Genomic DNA, 21616 nt, shown 5'->3' with positions numbered 1-21616 from the left:
ATCAGCCTTTCATTAGTTGGAATCCTATTCAATATCTCCTTCAATTCCATATTTTTCAATCTTATAATATAGATTTCGTAATGAGATATTGAGTGCTTTTGCTGTAGCTGTTTTATTACCTTGTTTATCTTGAAGCTTACTCGTTAAGATTTGCTTTTCATATTCTTCTAGTAAGGTAGCCAAATCCTTCTCTTCATCAGTTAGTGGTTCTTTATTTTGAACGTTTTCCATACCATGGAATAAGTGGTTTTCCGATACATATTTTTCACTATGATTCATAAAAATAATGGCGTGACTTAATACATTTTCAAGTTCTCTTAAATTACCAGGCCAGTCATAGGATTGAAGTTTTTTTAGTGCCTCACTAGAAACACCAAAAATATTTCTTCCAAATTGCTGATTAATCTTTTCTATAATGTGCTCAGATAACATAGGTATATCTTCTTTTCGTTCTCGCAAAGATGGTAAGTGAATGGTTAGCTTTCCTAGTAACGAATATAATTCTTCATTAAACGCACCCTCTGCCATAAGTTTTTCAATATTAGCAGAGGAAGCTGCAAAAATTCTTACATCGCTCGTAAAATTTGTAGAAGCTTGAAAGGGTGTAAAGGATTTTGATTTAATAAAGGTGACTAGTTTATTTTGCACGTCTAATGGTAAAAGATGAATTTCATCTATGAATAGTGTGCCGCCGTTAGTTTCTAACAAAATGGACTCTTTTTTAAATAAATTAGCACCACTTAACTCACCCATTAGTTCCCACTCAATGTCTTCCACATTGTAGTTGGCTAAGTTCATCGTCGAAAGCTTATGGTGCTTTCTAGGACTAGTGTGATGTATGGCGTGTGCAAACAATTCCTTTCCAGTACCAGCTTCACCTCTTAGTAGAATGGAATGATTCATACTAGCTCCAATTTTCCCTTGAGCAATGGCTAGCTTAATATCGTCACTACTTCCAATAACATCTTCAAATGTATATTTCGCTTCAAGGGTTCGGATAATTCTTCTGGCTCTTTTTAAATCATTCGTTAATTCTTCAAGTTCTTGTCGATCATGTATGACACCAACACTACCTTTTAACACCCCGTCAACAATGATTGGAGCAACATTTACAAGCACTTCTTTTTCTTGTGGCCCTACTCTCAATCGCTTTCCGCGTATGGAACGTCTAGTTTCAAGAACCTTAAGATGAATACTTTCACCTTCACTAATGTCTACCGTTGCAGGCTTTCCTATCACTTGAGCTTCCTCTAACCCGGTTAATCTCGTATAAGCAGGATTAATTAAGAGTCCTCTACCTTTTTCATCAACAACCGATATAGCATCATCGCTAGAATGTATAATCGCTTGGAGCATAGTTTGAATTTCTTTTAGGTTGGTCACCTCTTCAGCCAGTGTCAATACTTCTGTGTGATCTTTAAAGACCGTAAGTGCGCCCATCGATTGATTATTGTGATCAATGATAGGAATTTTAGTGCACATGACCTTTAACTGATTTGGCAATACCAATTCTTGATTAGATTCTACACGTTTAGTCATAATGGTGTCTGATAATTGAAATACTGGGAAAACCTCATCTATATCTCTACCTAAAGCCTGTTCTTTCCTCATACCTGTTAGTTTTTCTGCTTGTCGATTAAATAGGATAATGTGGCGCTCTTCGTCAACACCAATCATACCTTCTTCAGTTGAGTTTAAGATTAAATCTTGTTTGAACGATCCTTCTTGTAACTGAAGAATAAGCTCTTCTTTTTCTTCAATTAAATTTGATAGAAGGTACGCTACTGATCCTGGTATTATCACCATATCCGTGGTTCTAGCATTAATAAGTTGTTGGAATAGAGTAGGATCTCCAGTAACATCCACAACGATTTGTACATCTTCGTTAAAGTAATCCCGCCAATCCATGCTGTAGGGAATTTGATACTGCTTTGCTAACTGAATCGCTTTAGCATCTGGGTTTTTATCCACGACTGCTACTACTTTTAAGGAGGAAGAATCAAGTAGCATAGAAAGAATGGCAGTACCACCTTTCCCTCCTCCAATGACGAGTACGTTGTGCAATTTCATTCCACCTCTTTGTGATTTTCCGTGCAAATCACTTCATACATTACTTATATTGTATATGAAAGCCCTTTCCTTGACAAACATTTTCTTTGCATTATAGTAAAATTGAACAAACTTGAAGGAGAGTATGTATGTCGAGAATTATTGCACTATTCATTATGTTAGTCCCTGCAATCCTTGCTGTTGTCGGAATTAAATTAATGAGAGATATGTTATTCGGAATCCTGCAAACACCTTTTCCATTTTTATGGTTACAATTTTTAATTGGTTTACTACTCTTTTTATTTGGCCTTGCTTTTGTTGCCGGATTCATATTTTATAGAGACAGAAAACGAAACAAAGTGCAAAAGCGATTTCAGAAATAGTCACTTCCTGTTAAATAACGGCACAACAAAAACTCCCTTGAAGCAGTTCTTCAAGGGAGTTATACTAATTTTTCATCTTTTTTCTAGCCTCTTCAGGAACATCAGTAAATACAGCTGTACATCCTAATTGGGCTAATCTTTCAATCGTTTCCATATTATTCACAGTATATGGTCTTATAGGAACGTTCATTTTTTTACAATCCACCAACAATTCATCGGTAACATAGTGGACAGGAGGGTGTATCCCTTCCACCTTTATGCTTTCTATATATCTTTCAGGGTGCACTAATTTGTCACTATACAAGGCTGCACATTCAATGCTGTTATTTAATTCTTTACATTTTAGTAAAGAATGGTGGTTAAAAGAAGATAACACAATACGACGATCAAAAGAATAATCTTTTATTAGTTCAACAACCTTTTTTTCCAATCCCTTGTATTCATATAGATTGTTTTTCAATTCTACGTTACACATTAATTGATTTTCTTTCAACCATTCAAAAACCTCATCTAAGGTGGAGATTGTTGTATTAAACCCAGTAAAGCGATAATCGTATGTAAAGGATTTTAATTCCTTTACGGTCATGTCTTTAATTTTCCCGCTTCCGTTCGATGTACGATTAATTGTTTCGTCATGAATCACTACGATTTGATGATCTTTTGTAAGATGAACATCTAGCTCTATGCCATCTGCACCCACTTGTTCAGCTGCTTTGAACGCTACCATTGTATTCTCGGGATAATTCCTTGAGTACCCTCTATGAGCAAAAATTTTCATGGTTAATCTCCTTCTACTGAATAGTGAAGTCTCCTCTTACTTAAAGAATACAGTCCCATACCGTGATCACCAGGTCTAATGATACGGTCATTTGACTTGATGATGGTGTTTGGAAAAGCGTGTAACGTAACATGAACTTGTCCCTCATTATTTAATTTAAGCCATGTTTCAAATCGACTTCGCTTCTCTTCAAGCTTATTTAGTTCTCTTAGCTCTTTATCTAACTTCGTTTGGAGATCATCTTTTATGACGGATTCCTCTATCATTTTCTCAATAGTCACTTTTTTCTGTTCCGAGGACTGCAATAATCTCTTGTAATTGTTTAAGAGCGTCATGTACTCCATCTCAAGCTGAAGTGGATCAAAGCCGCTTAATTCAATGGTGGTTAGCTTTTCCATTCGATTTCCGAGAGTAGAAACTGATAGCATACCTTCTACATGGACGATCCCACCAATTATACTCCCTTTTGGAGAAGTAACGTGAATATTCCTACATTTCACATGACAGCCTTTTATGTAATACCCTACACTTATTGTTTCATCGGCTTCTAAAATGCAATCGTTCCCGTGCTTGAGGTAAAGATTTTTCCCTGCCTTCACCATTGTATGCTCTGATCCAAAAATACCTCCTTTAATAAAGATATCTCCTTCAGTAGACACAATTTTTTCACAGTGATGAATGCCCATATTCCCAACTATTGCAATATCTCTCGATGCATTTACACTGTATCCTGGTTGAACAGTCCCCTTCACTGTCACATGCCCGTCAAACTCAATATTACCTGTTTCAATACCAAGATCTCCATGTACTACAAGATGATTTGCCACTGTTAATTTACCCGCAATGAATTCAATGATTCCTTTCTTTTTTGGCATGAAGAACCGTTTTTCACCATTTTCTACAGCTTTGATAACCCGTCTATCAAAATTTAAAGGAGCATTCTTTCCAGGCTTTGCTACCACTTTTCTACCTGTAACTGTCAGTCCGTCTTGACCGATAGATGGAGGTGTTTTTTCACCTACCCAGTCACCTTGTTGAACTTGCACAACAAAATTCATATCATAATAATCAGCTGTTCCATTTTCATTTATGGTTGGTTTTTTCTCAGGACCTTCGATATATTTTACGGTAGCTTGATTACCGTTGACCGCTTCTTTCCCTTCAGCAATGATCACCCATTTATTAGCTTCTAAATCGCTTTCAATTTTTTGTTCAAGTATCCCATATGTTATTTTTTTCTCCTTCAATTGTTTGAGAACTTCCTCTTTATACTCTTGATATTGCTGTGCTAGCTCATTAGAGGAGCAATTAATTCTAATGGACGCTTTCATTTCATCTTTAGATAGTTGACATTCTACGATAGGCTTTAAAAATCCTATTTGGTGCTTTCCCTCGCCTGTCTGTAACGCCTTTCGAAGAGCAACGACAGCAGTTATTTGTATACGTGGGTACTGTTTAAGAATTTCATTAAATGAATGAATGGAGTAGTCTACCCCCTCCATAGCAATCCAAACATCCTCCTGCTCTGTGAATAATGAAAATGTTTCATTCCTGAATATTTCCATTGTCTCACCCCCAAACTTCTACACTTTTCTTTATTTAGTTTATCGGCATATATCCCTAAATCCATAATGAAAAATTTAAAATAATTTATTTAAACAAAAAAAAGAAACCTAACACGTTTAGGCTCATTAACATGATATAAATGAATAAATAAGTACCTTTATTCCTTACTCTTTCAAGACGCTCTGTGTTCAAGTCTTAATTTATCTGCCACCATTGCAATAAATTCTGAATTTGTAGGTTTTGCTTTTGTCATACTCACTGTATAACCGAATAGGCTTGAAATGCTATCAATATTACCACGACTCCAAGCTACTTCTATTGCATGACGAATGGCACGCTCAACTCGAGAAGCCGTTGTGTTATACTTTTTGGCGATATCTGGATATAAAACCTTTGTAATGGAGCCAAGCAATTCAATATCGTTGTATACCATTGAGATTGCTTCTCTTAAATACAAATAACCTTTAATATGAGCTGGAACTCCAATTTCGTGAATAATACTTGTAATGTTAGCATCCAAGTTTCTAGTTTTAGGTTCTCCATTAGATCTTGAGGAAGATGACATTTGTTTCTTTATTAATGGATTAGATTTTCCACTGACTTGGCGGATATGGCTAACCAGATTTTCCATATCGAATGGCTTTAAGATAAAATACGATGCTCCTAGTTCCACTGCCTTTTTCGTAACATCCTCTTGACCAAAAGCAGTTAGCATAATAACGTTAGGAATTTTGCTGCGATCCTGCTCACGTAGCCTTTCAAGTACCGCTAAGCCGTCTAAATGAGGCATAATGATGTCAAGTAATAATACATCTGGCTCGATATCTGCTAACATCTCTAGGCAATCTTGACCATTATGAGAAACTCCAACCGTTTCCAAATCCTCTTGGCTGTCAATGTATTCTTCAAGTAACGAAACAAGTTCCCGATTATCATCCACAATAGCGACTTTTACTTTATTCACAAAAAGTTCCTCCTACATTTCATTTTCTTGTCTATTTCTATACTATAAATTATTTTCGACAAAGCTGTATGAAATCCTTTAATTTTTAAAAAAAATCCTAATTATTTTAGTTTTTCTTTCATTTGCTTTTTGTTTTTCTTAGATTTTCGACTAATATCGAGAATAAAAAAATGCATTTGTCGAAAAATCTTTATAGCCATAGTATAGCATATTTGAGAGGGACTGCACTTTCCTTAGCAAACAAAAAAATACGTCTCATAGCGAGACGATTGAAAGGTTAACTTGCTTTTTGTTGATCAGGGTTATTCTTATATATGTTAATGCCGGCTTCACTCAACATCCATTCTATATGAACTCCATATCCACTCGTTGGATCATTGACAAAAACATGAGTTACGGCACCTACAACCTTACCGTCTTGAATGATTGGACTTCCACTCATTCCTTGAACGATTCCACCGGTCGCTTCTAACAGATCAGGGTCTGTAATTTTGATAATCATCCCTTTGACTGCTGGAAATTTCTGCGGGATGGAGCTCATAATCTCTATATCATATTTCTCGACTTTATCATTTTCAACGACAGTCAAAATCTCTGCAGGACCTTCTTTTACTTCATGAGATAGAGCAATCGGCATTGGTTTATTCATGACTTTATTGTTAATGTCACGATTTAACTTTCCGTAGATACCAAAAGGGCTATTTCTGTTAATATCCCCAATGACTTCTCTGTCGGCAGAAAACCTTGCAAGTTTTTCACCAGGCTCACCACTTGCTCCTTTTTCAATACTCGTAACAGTAGAATGAACAATCTGTCCATCTTGAACCACAATCGGTTTCTTTGTGTCCATATCAGATATAACATGACCTAATGCACCATATTTCTTTGAAATGGGGTCATAAAACGTCATCGTTCCAATACCAGCTGCTGTATCACGTATATATAATCCAATTTTTCGTTGACCGTCATCTGGATCTTTAATCGGATTTAACGTGGTTTCAATGGTTTGATCTTCTCTTTTTAATTCCACTTCTAGCGCTTTATCCGATGAATTCACTACTTCTGCGATATCTGAAAGGTGATCTATTTTCTCACCGTTAATATTCGTAATTAAATCTCCAACTTGAACTCCTGCTTCCTCACCTGGAGATACCTTTGCATTTCCCTTTTGAATTAAGTGATGTCCTACAACAAGAACACCCACAGAATTTAATTTAACCCCAATAGATTGACCACCGGGAATGACCTTAAAATCATCAATAACCTCAACTTCAACTTTTTTCACTGGAATCCCAGCTAACTCTAATACCATTTCTTCGCTACCCGTTCTCGTTGCTTCAATGTTTCCGTTTGTTTGAACATTCAGTGACTGTGAAGTAGAGGCAGGTACCGCTTTAAAATGAGAAGGAATACTTGTAATCGTAGAGCCTTCCATAATTTTTATACTTTTTGGAATGTTAACATACTCCAGAAAGCTTGTATTTAATCCCACGAAACCTAACGAAACAAGGAGAATCAGACCAATCAGTTTTCTTACCATATCTATTTTCAACTTATTTTCACTCTCCTCGCTTCTAATCCACACACTGATAAATGGCTACAGTTATAATTTAGCCTTCATAGAAGACAAATATAAGCAAACTTAAAACAAAAAAAGCTATCCACTCTTGGATAGCTTTTCATGTATAGGCTTTTTTCATTTTGTTTGCAATCTCTAATAATTCTTTTGCATGATCTTTTGTTAGCTCAGTAATTTCTACTCCAGAAATCATACGACCAATTTCTGTAATTTTTTCATCTTTTGTTAATACATTTACCTTAGTACTGGTTCTTTCATTTTCCGTTTATTTTGCTAATATAAAGGTGAGTATCAGCCATTGCTGCAACTTGAGGTAAATGAGATATACATAACACTTGAGAATTGGTAGCCACTGTATAAATCTTTTCAGCTATCGCCTGCGCAACCCTTCCACTTACACCAGTATCAACCTCATCAAATATAATGGAGGTAATTCCTTGATGCTTAGAAAAAATGGTTTTAAGTGCTAGCATAATTCGGGATAGCTCTCCACCTGAGGCCACTTTAGACAATGGTTTCAATGGTTCACCGGGATTGGTTGAAATATAAAATTCGATCACATCCTGACCGTTCTTACCGAACGAACGTTGAATCTGATCAAACCTTACTTGAAAACGGTTTCGCCATATATAGCTCTTGAAGTTGGTCATGAATGCTGTTTGTTAATTCTGTAGCAACTTTCTTTCGTACATCTGTTAGATTGTTTGCTTCGATTTCTAAATCTTTCTCAAATGAAGCTAACTTGTTTTGTAACTCTAGAATGTGGGTGTCTCGATTTGTAATTTGATCAATCTCTTCTTCTATTCGAGCACTATATTCAAGAATTTCTTCAATGGAAGTACCGTACTTTCTCTTTAAAGAATTGATTTCATTTAATCTATCTTCAATCTCGTGTAATCTTTCTGGATTGTACTCGAGACCATCAAGCTGATAACGTATCGTCCTAGATGCATCCTCTAATGCATAATAGCTTGAAGATACGCTGTCTAATACTGTATTCAATTCTTCATCAATATCAGAAACTGATTCCATATGGCTCATTGCTAGGCCAGTCCAATCAAGCGCCTTCTGCTCACCTTGAATGCTTTCATAAGCAGAATTTAACGCTTCATAAAGCTTTTCAAAATTATTGAGCTTTCGTTTTTCCTCCATCAATTCTTCATCTTCATGGAGTCGTAACTCCGCCTTTTCAATTTCTGATAATTGAAATTGAATAAGATCTAAGCGATGAGCTGTTTTCTGTTCATTATCATTTAATTTATCTAAGTGATTTTTTGTTTGATCATACACTGTATAAATTTCTTGATAATTAGAGAGTGCACTAATAATTTCATTACCACCGAATTGATCTAGCAGTAATAAATGGAAACGTTCATCCATCAATTCTTGATGCTCATGTTGTCCGTGGATATCCACAAGCGTTGATCCTATCTCACGTAAAGTAGAAATAGTCACCAGTTTTCCATTTATCCTGCAAACACTTTTACCTGATGCAGAGATTTCTCTGCGAAGAATGAGCATGTCGTCTTCTATCTCTACACCTACAACTTCCGCTTTTTGATAGCAAGGATGATCTTGACGATCTAAATAAAATAAACCTTCAATTTCAGCCTTCTTCTCTCCATGACGGACAAATTCAGCAGACCCTCTTCCACCAACTAATAAATGGATAGCATCAATAATGATGGATTTACCCGCACCTGTTTCACCAGATAATACCGTTAAGCCTTCTTCTATTGATAAATTTAAGGATTCTATAATAGCAAAATTACGAATTGATAGCTCTTGCAACACTACAGTTTCACCTCAACTTAAAGCATGTCTAGTAAGCGATTAGATATCAAAACAGTATCTTGTTCTGTTCTACATATGATGAGACACGTATCGTCACCGCATATCGTCCCAAGAATTTCTTCCCATTCAAGATTATCAATCAAGGCACCAATTGCATTGGCGTTTCCCGGAAGAGTTTTCATGACAAGAAGATGTCCAGCTGAATCGACTTTAATAAATGCATCCATCATCGTTCTTTTTAATTTCTGTAATGGATTGAACCGTTGATCTGCCGGTAAACTATATTTATATCTACCGTCCATTAACGGTACTTTTACCAGGTGTAACTCTTTCATATCTCTAGATACGGTTGCCTGAGTCACGTTAAATCCTGCTGCTTTTAATTGATCTACGAGTTCATCCTGTGTTTCAATTTCATTTGCAGCTATAATTTCTCGAATCTTTATATGTCTTTGCCCTTTATTTACCATACTAATCACCTCTAAAAACCTCTGCATAAATATACCGATACATTCATAGTACCTTATTGTTTTTGATTTGTATATGGATTCCTCAAACTATAAGAACGTTCGTTCTAAAAATGTTGATTAAAAAACGAATTCCCAAAATTGAGAATTCGTCAAATCAAGATTCTTTTTTTTGTATTTTAACTCATGATGCGCTTCCATCACGACATCCTGTAAGTCTTTTAGAACTTCATTGGTGCCTGACTCTTTTTCATTCCACTGAAGGTGTAGGAGGAATTCTATATTCCCATCTCCTCCTGTAATAGGCGAAAAGGAAAGATTTTTCACATCATATCCTTCTGCTAAGGAAAACTGAACAATCTTTTCTAAAACTTTTTTATGCGTTTTAGGGTCTCTGACAATGCCCTTTTTTCCAACTTCTTCCCTACCTGCTTCAAATTGAGGTTTTACCAGTGCGACTGTATCACTTCCCGGAACAAGTAGTGTTTTTAAAACAGGAAGAATAAGCGATAAAGAGATAAAAGATACATCAATGGAAGCAAATGTAGGCATCTCTCGTTCTAAGTCTTCAGGCTTAACATACCTAAAATTTGTACGTTCCATCACCACGACTCTATCATCATTTCGTAGCTTCCACGCGAGCTGATTGTACCCTACATCTAGTGCATAAGACATTTTCGCACCGTTTTGTAGAGCACAATCCGTAAATCCTCCAGTGGAAGATCCAATGTCTAATAAAACCTTATCCTCTACAGAAATATCAAATACTTGTAGAGCTTTTTCTAGTTTAAACCCACCTCGGCTAACGTATGGCATGACCTTACCTTTAATAGAAAGGGTTATATCTTCCGCTACTTTTTCACCTGGTTTTTCTAGACGTTCTTCATTTCCATAAACAAGTCCTGCCATAATGGCACGTTTAGCTTGTTCTCTTGTATCATAATACCCTTGTTCTACTAAGAGAACATCTACTCTTTGCTTTTTCACTTTCATTGATTACGCCCTTTTTTGTTTTTTTGGAAGAAGTGATTGAACGCGATCAATAATTCCTTCTTTCGTTAATCCAATTTCATTTAATAGCTCTTTTACACTACCATGCTCAATAAAATGATCCGGAATACCAAGACGGTCTACTACCGCATTATGGTAGCCAACATCATGAGCGAACTCAAGTACCGCACTACCAAATCCTCCTTGAAGAACAGCTTCTTCTACAGTGAGGACCGGAAGTTCACTTGAGAAAATTTCATGAAGCATATTCTCATCTAGTGGTTTAATAAATCGAGCGTTCACGACCCGTACTGATACACCTTGTTTTTCAAGAAGCATAGCGCTTTCCATTGCCATAGGAATGGTCGTACCAAACGTTAAGATTACAGCATCTGTACCTTCTCTTAATACTTCCCATTGACCAATAGGAATAGTATGAAGTTCGTTATCCATTGGTACTCCGTATCCATTACCCCTAGGGAAACGCATCGCGATTGGACCATTATCATACTTTATAGCCGTATTCACCATATGCTGACCTTCATTTTCATCTTTTGGCATCATTAAGACCATATTCGGTAAGTGTCGTAAAAACGCGATGTCAAAGACACCTTGATGTGTCTCACCATCTGCCCCGACTAGTCCTGCACGGTCAATCCCAATGAAAACATTTAAGTTTTGACGACAAATATCGTGAACGACTTGGTCATAAGCCCTTTGTAGAAACGTAGAATAAATCGCCAAGAACGGTTTCATATTCTGTGTAGCCAGACCAGCTGCAACTGTTGCTGCGTGTTGCTCCGCAATTCCCACATCAAACATTCGTTCAGGAAATTCTTCTGCGAAGCCGGTTAATTTTGAACCTACTGGCATGGCAGGAGTTATCGCAACAATTCGTTCATCTTTACGTGCTAGCTTTTGCACGGTACCACTAACTAATCCACTCCAAGAAGGCGGAGCATTTACTGGCTTAATGATGTCACCCGTATCAATTTTATATGGGCCTGTACCATGCCAAGTTCCTGTTTTGTCTGCTTCTGCAGGATGATAGCCCTTACCTTTTTTTAGTGATCACATGGAATAAGACAGGACCTTTTGTCTTTTTGGCATACTGTAAATTTTCAAATAACTGTTCATAATCGTGTCCATCAATTGGACCTAAATACGTAAATCCTAGCTCTTCAAAAAACACACCAGAAACTAATAAATACTTTAACGAATCTTTTACTTTTTCAGCCGTGGTTGCTAGAGTTCCGCCAACAGCAGGTATTTTCTTTTAGTAGCCACTCAAGCTCTTCTTTCACCCAGTGGTATTTCCCTGCAGTTCTTAATCTTCCTAATACATTATGAAGGGCTCCCACATTCGGGGCAATAGACATTTCATTATCGTTTAAAATGACGATCATATCTTTTTGTTCATGCCCTATATGGTTTAATGCTTCTAACGCCATACCACCTGTTAAGGCCCCATCACCTATGATTGGAATGATATGTGATTTTTCTTTTTTTAATGTCACGTGCAATCGCCATTCCCATTGCTCCAGATAAAGAGGTTGAACTATGCCCCGTTTCCCACACATCATGCTCACTCTCTACCATCTTAGGAAATCCACATAACCCTTTATATTGACGCAATGTATCAAATTGTCCTGCTCGTCCTGTTAGTATTTTATGAACATAGGATTGATGCCCTACATCCCATAAAAATTTATCTTTAGGACTATCAAAAACTTTATGTAAAGCGATGGTTAACTCCACAACCCCTAAATTGGGTCCAATATGTCCTCCTGTATTTGATAGGTTTTCTATTAAGAATTGACGTATCTCTTCACTAAGTTGTTCCAATTCAGAAATAGACATGTCCTTCAAAAATGAAGGGTCTTTAATAGACGTTAGATCCATATGGATCACTCACTTTCATGTCGAATTTTTCTACGAATATTTTCCCGTTTTTTATTTCTTTTTATTCTTTTATTATAACGATATGAAAATTTTCCTCAACAAATTGTAACACTTTCCCTACTTGAAAAATAATATCCTTTGAAAAATGTATCGCTATCGTTTTTCCAATTGCTTTTCCGCCTACGGTTATAGCCGCAATAATACTTGTCAATATAACACTTATTGTATATTCTGTCATACTTCCACTAGAGATTTCAAAGTTTAAGGCTAATTGAATGATTACGATAGCTGTAGCGGTACCGCTAATAATCCCTGAAATATCACCAATAACATCGTTACAAAAGCTAGCAAAGCGGTCGGCATTTCTTACAATTCGTATAGAATGTCGTGCCCCGTATACTTTCTTTGATGCCATCGCATGAAAGGGCGTCTCATCGGCCGCTGTCGCTGCGATCCCTAACATATACAAAAAAAATACCGATTAACACGATCATTAATACGACTAACAGTCCAATTGTCCAACTTACTTTATTTAAGACTAGGCTAGATATAATTGAAAAAATAGCCGCTAACACTAATGTGATAACGGCTATAGAAACACTCCATTTTATTGATTTTCTTAAAAGATCATTCATATATGGTTTTACACACCGTTTCATCATTATGTATAGTTTGGATGGCCACACAAAGGATAAAAATTACGGCTTAGGTCCAGTAGGTTTTCCCAGACAACTACCAGATGTTGCCATTCTGGCGGTTTCCCTTTAAAGTCGCCTTAACTGTGTCACCATCAGTTAGACTGGATTACCACTTAGTCCGTACTATAATCCCCTTTATATGTCTTTTGGAACAGTCTAGGAGTTTTCCTCAACAGTCTTTAACCTGTCCTTAGCCTCTTTTGCAAAGCAGATTTCATATGGACGAAAAAGCACATATTAATGGCCAACTAATGTGTACTCTGTTACCATAATCCCCTCATACCTCACTCAAGGCAGGCTACGCTGCTCACTGACCAAGTAGAATGGCCCGTCTCACAGGTTCATACTCTAAACATGCAGTAATCGCCCTTTGAAAATCTACACATTTAGAGCCTCCGCGGCGAAAGGGTCAACGCCCACATGCCATTGTGGATCGCCCTAATGCCTTACTCCCAACATCAACCCAAGGCTGGGCTGGGCTCCTCAAGCCAAAACCAGGAACTTCATCGATGTGCCCTTTAGTGGATTTTTAGGCCCACCTTCATGACAGGAAGACTGACTAGAATACTGCACCACCCAAACGAATTGCTTCTATTATAACATATTTTATGCCACTTTCCCAATGAATGTCACCGAATGACGTTAATGGTCACGGGAGACAATCATCTCAATTAGATCATTTAATAAGACCGTTTTCTGTGACGTTTTATGTAAAATAGAATGTGCTTCGTTTCTGTGATACTCTAATTTTTCTTTGGCTCCTTCAAGAGTCAGAAGAGATGGGTAGGTTGATTTGTCATTGTTCACATCACTACCGACTCTTTTACCTATTTTGTCTTCAGTACCTTCTATGTCTAATATGTCATCCTTGATTTGAAAGGCTAATCCAATATGCTCTGCATACTCTTTATACAGTCGTACCTCTTCTTTAGAAGCTCCACCAATAATTGCACCTGCTACAACAGCATACTGAAGTAATTTCCCTGTTTTATTTCGATGAATATACTCCAACTCTTCTAGAGTTAAGGTTTTTCGTTCACCCTCCATGTCTGCAACCTGCCCACCTACCATGCCTTCTGGACCAGCTGCCTTTGCAAACAAACGGACTAATTCAATTTTAGTTTGGGGTAAAATATCTTTCATGCTCGCAATCACTTCAAAGCTGTAGGTTAATAGTGCATCACCTGCTAAAATCGCAGTAGCTTCACCAAATACTTTATGATTCGTCGGCTTTCCTCGCCTTAAATCATCATCATCCATACTTGGGAGGTCATCATGAATAAGAGAATAGGTGTGAACCATTTCTAAAGCAACGGCTGCTTTAATCCCTAAAGCAGGCGATTTTCCAAACGCTTCTATAGTCGCTAAAAGTAAAACAGGTCGAATTCTTTTTCCGCCAGCACTTACTGAATAGATCATACTTTCCTTTAAGCTCGTTGGAATAGATAGATAGTCAATTTGCTCTACTAATTCCTTGTCAATAATTGCTTTATATTCTGTCATGAAAGACCGGAGATTCGTTGTCATTCCTTTGCCTCCTTAGGTAAAGTAAATTCAACTTCTCCTTCTTCAGTCAGAACCGTCGCAAGCTCTGATTCGACTTTACGAATTTTCTCATGACAAAGTTTAGAAAGTCCCATTCCTTCTTTATAGATTTCAATTGCTTCTTCTAATGGGACATCTCCCTCTTCTAATCGTTGAACAATTTTTTCAAGATTCTCCATTGCCTTTTCAAAACTTAATTCTTCTGACATACGTTTCACTCCTTCTCCACCACTTCACAATATAATTCTCCATCAGCTAGCCTAACATTGATCTTATCTCCCCGGTCAACTTGAGCAATACTCTTTACTACTTGTTTTTCCTCGCTAAATAAAACACTATAACCGCGTTCAAGTATTTTTAACGGACTCAATGCATCAAGCATGGCAATGTGACGATAAAGTTCTTTTTGAGATGATTCAATCATACGCTTCATATGATAGTTCTGTTGTTTGGTTAGTCGGTCTAGCTGTTCTTTTTGATTCGACATAGCCTTACCTGGATGAATGAATTCTAATCGTCTAGCTAACCCTTTTAGTTGCTCTGACTTTTTATCAAGCATGCGGTTTTGCTCAGTACCTAACGATTCAGTTAGTCGGTCCAGTCTCTCCATATGTTGCTCATAAAGCCTCTTTGGGTTTCTTAAAGCATAGGAATCTGTTAATGCTTTTAAGGCAGTTTGACTTTGTCTAATCCGTTCATTTACAGCCCGGTTTAACCGTAACTCTCTACTTAGTACACGCTCCGTAATTTCTTCTATATGAGGGACCGCGAGTTCAGCTGCAGCAGTAGGAGTTGGTGCTCTTTGATCCGCCACAAAATCGGCAATCGTAAAATCCGTTTCATGTCCAACAGCAGAAATGACTGGTACATTTGATTGAAAGATGGCTCTAGCCACTGCTTCTTCATTAAAAGCCCATAGCTCTTCTATGGAACCCCCTCCACGCCCAACAATTATGACATCCATTTTTGGAATCGAATTCGCCTGCGCAATTGCTTTCACAATGGATGGAGCTGCTTGCCCCCCTTGAACCAGGGCAGGAAGAACCAGTATTTTGGCTATCGGGTACCTTCTTTTAATGGTCGTAATTATATCTCGCACAGCTGCTCCAGTAGGAGAAGTCACTACACCAACCACTCGAGGATAAAGAGGTAACGGCTTTTTATGTGCGGTATCGAATAGCCCTTCTTGTTCTAAATTCGCTTTTAACTGCTCATAAGCTAGATACAAAGCTCCAATACCGTCAGGCTCCATAGTTTTTACATAAATCTGATACTGACCGCCTGATTCATAAACGGTTACATCCCCTGTTACTAGAACCTTCATGCCATTTTCCGGGTTAAACTTTAAAGATTTTGCGCTAGAAGCAAACATAATGCTTGAAATTCTAGCTTTATCATCTTTTAATGTAAAATATAAATGTCCAGAGGAATGTGATTTGAAATTAGATAGTTCTCCCCTTATATGAACGCCTGTTAAATGAGGATCTCGTTCAAACTTTCGTTTTATGTATTTCGTTAAGGCTCCTATGGATAAATAACGGTCTTCTGTCAAATGAAGTCATCCTTTATTTCTTTATAAGAAAGAGCTGTTTCAAAGTATGAACCATAAGTCAACACTTCTCTACAACTCTTTGTATTCTTATTCTATTGTAAATAACTTTAGAGGGAATAGCTAGAATCTAGCACGTTCGCAGCAGATTTCACAGTATTAAACAGTAGCATTGTAATCGTCATTGGTCCTACACCACCAGGGACAGGAGTAATAGCCTTTGTCATATTCCGAACACCTTCAAATCAACATCCCCGCATAATTTATCTTGTTCATCCCGGTTCATCCCCACATCAATCACAACAGCTCCAGGCTTAATGTATTCTTCCGTAATAAATTTCGCCTTCCCAACCGCTGCCACTAATATATCAGCCGACCGCGTAACACTAGCCAAATCTTTCGTACGAGAATGACAGTACGTAACCGTTGCATTTTTGTTTAAAAGAAGTTGTCCAACTGGTTTCCCCACAATATTACTACGCCCGATCACTACCACATGCTTGCCTTCAAGATCAATATTCTCATGTTCAAGCATTTTGATAATCCCATAAGGAGTACAAGGTAAAAATGCATCTTGACCTGTCATCATACGTCCAATATTAATCGGATGAAAACCATCTACGTCTTTTTCTGGAACAATCGTTTCGATTACCTTAATTTCAGAGATGTTATCAGGTAAAGGTAATTGAACTAAAATACCGTGAATGGACGTGTCTTGATTTAACTCATGCAGTTTTGCTAAGAGTTCTGTTTCAGATACTGTTGCAGGATAATGGATAAGAATGGAGTGCATTCCAACATTCTCACAAGCCTTCTGTTTCATTCTAACGTAAGTCTCCGACGCTTGATTATCTCCTACTAACACAACCGCCAGACCAGGTGTGATGCCTTTATCTTTTAAAAACATAACTTCCTCTTGAATAGAATCTCTTAAAACTTGAGCAATCTGTTTCCCATCAATTATTCTACCTGCCACGATATCTCCCCCTATTTTTCTTCTTTTTAGGATAGTGATAATTGCACTTTAGAAAGAACTGCGTTAATAAATTTACTTGACTGATCATCACCGAACGTTTTAGCTAACTCAATCGCTTCATTGATCGCTACCTTATTTGGCACATCCTCGATGAACATCATTTCACAAACTGTTAATCGAAGTATACTTCTGTCTACTTTTGCTAGACGCTCAAAAGACCATTTCTCTAAGTTCTCCCGAATCTTTTGATCAATGACTTCTAAGTTCGTTTCTGTTTGAAGTACAAGTTTGGATAGGTAATCATCCATTTCACTTTCTTCTGTTACATTGGTTAACGCTTCTTGCCCACTCAACTGGCTCATATCCATTTGAAAAAGGGCTTGGAGTGCCTTCTCGCGAGCCGTATGTCTTTTCATCATTTATTGCTCCTTTAGTAGATAAAATACTCTAATGTTCTTAATATAATAAAGATAATAGCATATCAACAGGACAAGCGCACGAATTCCTCGAAAAAACCTTATTTTCGCAAAATTCTAATAGAGAATGTTCGGATGTGGAGGAATTTTATTGAATTATTATTGTTAGATTAGAACGGAGAGTGAAGAATAAAGTAGTAATGCGGGACGATTGTGGGATGCATGAATGAGATAAATAGAAGTAGATTGCTTCGCCGGATGCTGGCGCGGGGCTCAAAGCACCTTCATTACTTGAGATGTGCACCGCGCCTCGCCTGCGTGGGGCTCAAAACACCATTATTACTTGAGATGTGCACCGCGCCTCGCCTGCGCGTGGCTCAAAGCACCATCATAACTTGAGATGTGCACCGCGTCTCGCCTGCAACCCCAGCCACGCAGGATTCAAGGAACCCTCTAAATCCCCTACTCCCAACAAAAAACACCAGACATCAAAGATATCTGGTGCTTCTTTCATTTCATCCTTACATTTGCTCTTCCATTTCTGGCTTTTGTGTTTCAAATTGAATGCCGACTACATGTACATTGACTTCTTTTGCTTCTAGAGCTGTCATGTTTAATAGTGCTTCACGAATATTGTCTTGTACCTGTGCTGCGATGGTTGGAATAGATAGTCCAAAGCCCATTACGCAATAGATGTCAATGATGATTCCATCATCGTGTAGTTCAACTTTTACACCTTTTCCGTGATTCTTTTTACCAAGTCGCTCTACTACACCAGATGCGAAGTTTCCACGCATTTGAGAAACTCCTTCAACTTCAGATGCCGCAATACCTGCGATTACTTCGATTACTTCTGGAGCTATTTCAATTTTTCCATGATCATCTTTATTATGATTCATTTGTAGTAGTGTTTGAGTTTGAGTTTGATTTTCAGCCATTTGGCACACCTCCAAGAGTTGTTTCCTTCATAATATCATATTTCTCTAAGAATTTCGTATTAAAGTCGCCACTTATGAAAACTTCGTGGTCTAACAGCCTCAAATGGAAAGGTATGGTCGTGTATACACCTTCAATAGCAAATTCTTTTAGAGCACGCTTCATTCGTGCAATGGCTTCTTCTCTTGTCTTGCCATATGTGATAACTTTGGCAATCATGGAATCGTAATATGGTGGTATGTTATAGCCTGGGTAGGCAGCTGAATCTAAGCGGACGCCGAAACCACCAGGTGGCAAGTACATGTCAATTGTTCCTGGAGAAGGCATGAAGTTTTTCGAAGGATTTTCAGCGTTAATTCTACACTCAATTGACCAACCTTCTAATTTTACGTCTTCTTGGGTTAATTCTAACCGTTTCCCACCAGCTATCTCGATTTGTTCTTTTACAAGATCGACCCCTGTTACCATTTCTGTTACAGGATGCTCTACTTGAATACGTGTATTCATTTCCATAAAATAAAATTTCTTTTCATGATAATCAAATATAAACTCAACGGTTCCAGCACCTTGGTAATCCACAGCCTGTGCAGCTTTTACAGCCGCCTCTCCAATTTGCTGACGCAAGTCTTCCGTGATGGCAGGAGAAGGTGTTTCTTCTAATAGTTTTTGAAGACGTCGCTGAATCGTACAATCTCGCTCACCTAAGTGAATCACATTTCCATACGTATCAGCAAGAATCTGAACCTCAACATGTCTGAAGTCTTCAATATATTTTTCAAGATACACTCCTGGATTTCCAAAAGCAGTTAACGCTTCTTGCTGTGTAATTCGTACACCTTTTTCTAATTCCTCTGGAGTTCTGGCAACGCGGATCCCTTTACCACCTCCACCAGCAGTCGCTTTGATGATTATTGGGTAACCTATGCCTTTTGCAATTTGAAGAGCGTCCTCTACATCTTTTACAATTCCTTCAGAACCAGGAACAATGGGAACACCCGCATCTTTCATCGTATTTCTTGCAACATCCTTTGTTCCCATCTTGCTTATGGCTTCTGGTGTGGGTCCTACAAAGATTATGTTACATTCTCTGCAGCAATCTGCAAAGTCAGCATTTTCTGACAAGAATCCATATCCTGGATGAATCGCATCACAATCGGTTAGTTTTGCCACAGATAGGATATTGGTAAAATTTAAGTAGCTATCTTTTGAAAGCCTTGGTCCAATACAATATGATTCATCAGCAAGTTGTACATGAAGTGCTTCTTTATCAGCTTCAGAATATACGGCTACCGTCTCCACGCCAAGCTCTTGACATGCACGAATGATCCGAACAGCGATTTCTCCTCGATTTGCTATTAACAATTTTTTTATCATGGTACCGCTCCTTATTCCTTAACTAAGAATAATGGTTGACCAAACTCAACAAGTTGTCCATCTTCTACTAGTATTTCTACAATTTCCCCTTCAACATCTGCGTCAATTTCATTAAAAAGCTTCATAGCTTCTACGATACATACAGTAGAATCTTTCTTGACCTTTGTCCCTATTTGGACATATGGATCTGAATCTGGTGATGACGCTTTGTAAAATGTGCCAACCATTGGAGATGTGATTTTATGTAACGTATCATCATGGGATGGTGCTGCAGCTTCTTCTTTTACAACCGGTGATTCGACAGTAACTTTTGCTTGTGATGCTTTCTCTTCCTCTTGAACAGGAAATATCGACTGGGCTACCTCAGGTTGCTGAGAAGAATGTGGAACGTCTGCCCCTGTTCTTTTTTAATTTAATGCTATTGCCTTCGTATTCATATTCAAATTCGGTAATACTGGATTTGTCGATTAATCGGATTAATTCTCTGATTTCTTGTACTTTTAACATATTCTTCACCTCTTGAATTTAGTACCAGATACTAAAACTATACTATATAACCTGTTGATAATTCAATCATGATTTTTACCGTTGTAAAATTGCTGCATCATGTAAAAAAATAGTAAAGCGTTTTCACTTCTCTATTTTAATCTTTTTTCTTACCAGATAAAATAGAAAAGGGGATATTCGTCAAAATTTAATGAATTTTTCGCTTTTAATAAAAGGGGGACAAAAGATGACTACAATAGAAATATTAAAAGAAAAAGATTTACTGAGTAAACATAAGTTGATGATTCAATCTACGTTTGCTTCCGTCCTTCTAGCCATTATTGTTGATGTTGCTATGGGCAAAGAATTACAAGTCATACTAGCGATCCTTATAGGGGGTGGCGTTGGTGTAGGAATTGTTTCAATTATGTACTGGAAACGCTTTCTATTACACTTACTCCCTTATATCGCTGTCATCATTGTATCATGTGTGATGTGGATTATCATGGAAAGCAGTCTATCTGCAACTTCCTATTTTTTAACTTTTTTTATTACTTGGATTAGGTGCACTCTATCTTAGAAGAAGTGTTTTACTCATGTGTTATATATCTGGCTTAACCGTTATCACACTTTTTATCGTCCTTCACATTGATGACTTGCCTTTAGAACTTAAAAATTATGTAACAATATATTTACTATTTACCCTGCTTACGATTCTTCTATTATTTCAAACAAAACTTTCAAGAAATCTTGATCAAAGCCTCCTGCGGGCCATTACAGATTCACAAGAACTTATTGATCGAAATTCATTCCTTCAACACACTATCTCTGAGAGTGCCGTATCCCTCTCTCATATGATAGATGATACAAAATCAAAGAGCACATCCTCTTCCTATGCGTTACAAGAGATGAATCATACGATACATAGTATGGCCCTAGGACTACAATTACAATCTGATCAAGTTATAGACCTTCACCAACACGTAAAAGAAGTGACACATTCAGCCCTACAAATGGTTTCTGATATAAGCTCTATTGAAGAGCACGCTAAAACGGTTTCTAACACGTCTGATCATGGGGCAAACGACATGCTTCAGCTTCAAACTGACTTAAAAAAAAGTTAATAAGCGAAGTGAAGGAACTCTATACTCAGCTTCAAACAGT

Annotated in this window: 16 protein-coding genes and 5 pseudogenes; 3 read left to right on the top strand and 18 right to left on the bottom strand. The window is 37.6% G+C overall.

Annotation, left to right across the window (positions count from 1 at the left end; all coding sequences use genetic code 11):
* Positions 1-24: 24 nt before the first annotated feature.
* Positions 25-2064: a sigma 54-interacting transcriptional regulator gene (locus tag M44_RS11010; RefSeq protein WP_010173579.1), complete on the bottom strand. Its 2040-nt coding sequence runs from the start codon at positions 2062-2064 to the stop codon at positions 25-27.
* A gap of 134 nt (positions 2065-2198) precedes the next feature.
* On the opposite strand from M44_RS11010, the gene M44_RS11005 reads away from it, so the two are divergent.
* The gene (locus M44_RS11005) at positions 2199-2432 is read left to right on the top strand and encodes a DUF2627 domain-containing protein (RefSeq protein WP_010173578.1); all 234 of its coding nucleotides are present in this window, start codon (positions 2199-2201) and stop codon (positions 2430-2432) included.
* Positions 2433-2496: 64 nt separating this feature from the next.
* On the opposite strand, the gene M44_RS11000 is transcribed toward M44_RS11005, so the two are convergent.
* The 17 genes and pseudogenes from M44_RS11000 to accB all read right to left on the bottom strand — a co-directional run bounded on the left by M44_RS11000 (position 2497) and on the right by accB (position 20473).
* Positions 2497-3210 (bottom strand): glycerophosphodiester phosphodiesterase, encoded by a 714-nt coding sequence (locus M44_RS11000; RefSeq protein ID WP_010173577.1) that lies wholly within the window; start codon positions 3208-3210, stop codon positions 2497-2499.
* A 2-nt stretch (positions 3211-3212) separates the two neighbouring features.
* A complete protein-coding gene (locus M44_RS10995) occupies positions 3213-4775 on the bottom strand; it encodes a DUF342 domain-containing protein (RefSeq protein WP_010173576.1) in 1563 nt (520 codons plus the stop codon).
* A 173-nt stretch (positions 4776-4948) separates the two neighbouring features.
* Entirely contained in the window at positions 4949-5740 is a 792-nt protein-coding gene (gene spo0A, locus M44_RS10990; protein ID WP_010173575.1) for a sporulation transcription factor Spo0A, read from the bottom strand.
* Between the two features lie 277 nt (positions 5741-6017).
* Positions 6018-7292, bottom strand: coding sequence for a SpoIVB peptidase (spoIVB, locus tag M44_RS10985; RefSeq protein ID WP_010173574.1), 1275 nt, complete (start codon positions 7290-7292; stop codon positions 6018-6020).
* 127 nt (positions 7293-7419) lie between these two features.
* A pseudogene (gene recN, locus M44_RS22455) lies at positions 7420-9113 on the bottom strand (DNA repair protein RecN).
* Between the two features lie 17 nt (positions 9114-9130).
* Positions 9131-9583, bottom strand: coding sequence for a transcriptional regulator AhrC/ArgR (gene ahrC, locus M44_RS10965; RefSeq protein ID WP_010173570.1), 453 nt, complete (start codon positions 9581-9583; stop codon positions 9131-9133).
* A gap of 117 nt (positions 9584-9700) precedes the next feature.
* Positions 9701-10573, bottom strand: coding sequence for a TlyA family RNA methyltransferase (locus tag M44_RS10960; protein ID WP_010173569.1), 873 nt, complete (start codon positions 10571-10573; stop codon positions 9701-9703).
* A gap of 3 nt (positions 10574-10576) precedes the next feature.
* A pseudogene (dxs, locus tag M44_RS22450) lies at positions 10577-12472 on the bottom strand (1-deoxy-D-xylulose-5-phosphate synthase).
* 5 nt (positions 12473-12477) lie between these two features.
* Positions 12478-13107 (bottom strand): annotated as a pseudogene (locus tag M44_RS22445) (hypothetical protein).
* A gap of 705 nt (positions 13108-13812) precedes the next feature.
* Positions 13813-14697, bottom strand: a complete 885-nt coding sequence (locus tag M44_RS10945; protein ID WP_010173564.1) for a polyprenyl synthetase family protein — start codon at positions 14695-14697, stop codon at positions 13813-13815.
* On the bottom strand, positions 14694-14924 hold the full coding sequence (gene xseB, locus M44_RS10940) for an exodeoxyribonuclease VII small subunit (protein WP_010173562.1): 231 nt from the start codon (positions 14922-14924) through the stop codon (positions 14694-14696). The genes M44_RS10945 and xseB overlap by 4 nt, the downstream gene beginning before the upstream one ends.
* A 5-nt stretch (positions 14925-14929) precedes the next feature.
* Positions 14930-16267 carry an exodeoxyribonuclease VII large subunit gene (gene xseA / locus M44_RS10935; protein WP_010173560.1) on the bottom strand — a complete coding sequence of 446 codons (1338 nt, stop codon included), beginning with the start codon at positions 16265-16267 and terminating at the stop codon, positions 14930-14932.
* Positions 16268-16374: 107 nt separating this feature from the next.
* Positions 16375-17240: pseudogene (gene folD / locus M44_RS22440) on the bottom strand (bifunctional methylenetetrahydrofolate dehydrogenase/methenyltetrahydrofolate cyclohydrolase FolD).
* 26 nt (positions 17241-17266) lie between these two features.
* A complete protein-coding gene (nusB, locus tag M44_RS10925) occupies positions 17267-17656 on the bottom strand; it encodes a transcription antitermination factor NusB (protein WP_010173554.1) in 390 nt (129 codons plus the stop codon).
* A 521-nt stretch (positions 17657-18177) separates the two neighbouring features.
* On the bottom strand, positions 18178-18594 hold the full coding sequence (locus M44_RS10920) for an Asp23/Gls24 family envelope stress response protein (RefSeq protein WP_010173551.1): 417 nt from the start codon (positions 18592-18594) through the stop codon (positions 18178-18180).
* Positions 18587-19966 (bottom strand): acetyl-CoA carboxylase biotin carboxylase subunit, encoded by a 1380-nt coding sequence (accC, locus tag M44_RS10915; RefSeq protein WP_010173550.1) that lies wholly within the window; start codon positions 19964-19966, stop codon positions 18587-18589. The genes M44_RS10920 and accC overlap by 8 nt, the downstream gene beginning before the upstream one ends.
* A gap of 11 nt (positions 19967-19977) precedes the next feature.
* Positions 19978-20473 (bottom strand): annotated as a pseudogene (gene accB, locus M44_RS22435) (acetyl-CoA carboxylase biotin carboxyl carrier protein).
* Between the two features lie 226 nt (positions 20474-20699).
* Between accB and M44_RS10905 the strand changes: the two are divergent.
* Both M44_RS10905 and M44_RS10900 read left to right on the top strand, forming a co-directional pair.
* Entirely contained in the window at positions 20700-21032 is a 333-nt protein-coding gene (locus M44_RS10905; RefSeq protein ID WP_010173543.1) for a hypothetical protein, read from the top strand.
* A 16-nt stretch (positions 21033-21048) separates the two neighbouring features.
* Positions 21049-21576 carry a hypothetical protein gene (locus tag M44_RS10900; protein WP_010173541.1) on the top strand — a complete coding sequence of 176 codons (528 nt, stop codon included), beginning with the start codon at positions 21049-21051 and terminating at the stop codon, positions 21574-21576.
* Positions 21577-21616 lie beyond the last annotated feature (40 nt).

The organism is Bacillus coahuilensis m4-4 (assembly GCF_000171615.1).
In the GTDB taxonomy this organism is placed as follows: domain Bacteria; phylum Bacillota; class Bacilli; order Bacillales; family Bacillaceae_K; genus Bacillus_T; species Bacillus_T coahuilensis.
This window is presented reverse-complemented; position numbering and strand designations above follow the sequence as displayed.

Coding starts and splice junctions, on each gene's coding strand:
- M44_RS11005 (WP_010173578.1), top strand. CDS start 2,199: ATGTCGAGAATTATTGCACTATTCATTATGTTAGTCCCTGCAATCCTT.
- M44_RS11000 (WP_010173577.1), bottom strand. CDS start 3,210: ATGAAAATTTTTGCTCATAGAGGGTACTCAAGGAATTATCCCGAGAAT.
- M44_RS10995 (WP_010173576.1), bottom strand. CDS start 4,775: ATGGAAATATTCAGGAATGAAACATTTTCATTATTCACAGAGCAGGAG.
- ahrC (WP_010173570.1), bottom strand. CDS start 9,583: ATGGTAAATAAAGGGCAAAGACATATAAAGATTCGAGAAATTATAGCT.
- M44_RS10960 (WP_010173569.1), bottom strand. CDS start 10,573: ATGAAAGTGAAAAAGCAAAGAGTAGATGTTCTCTTAGTAGAACAAGGG.
- M44_RS10945 (WP_010173564.1), bottom strand. CDS start 14,697: ATGACAACGAATCTCCGGTCTTTCATGACAGAATATAAAGCAATTATT.
- xseB (WP_010173562.1), bottom strand. CDS start 14,924: ATGTCAGAAGAATTAAGTTTTGAAAAGGCAATGGAGAATCTTGAAAAA.
- nusB (WP_010173554.1), bottom strand. CDS start 17,656: ATGAAAAGACATACGGCTCGCGAGAAGGCACTCCAAGCCCTTTTTCAA.
- M44_RS10920 (WP_010173551.1), bottom strand. CDS start 18,594: ATGGCTGAAAATCAAACTCAAACTCAAACACTACTACAAATGAATCAT.
- accC (WP_010173550.1), bottom strand. CDS start 19,966: ATGATAAAAAAATTGTTAATAGCAAATCGAGGAGAAATCGCTGTTCGG.
- M44_RS10905 (WP_010173543.1), top strand. CDS start 20,700: ATGACTACAATAGAAATATTAAAAGAAAAAGATTTACTGAGTAAACAT.
- M44_RS10900 (WP_010173541.1), top strand. CDS start 21,049: ATGTGTTATATATCTGGCTTAACCGTTATCACACTTTTTATCGTCCTT.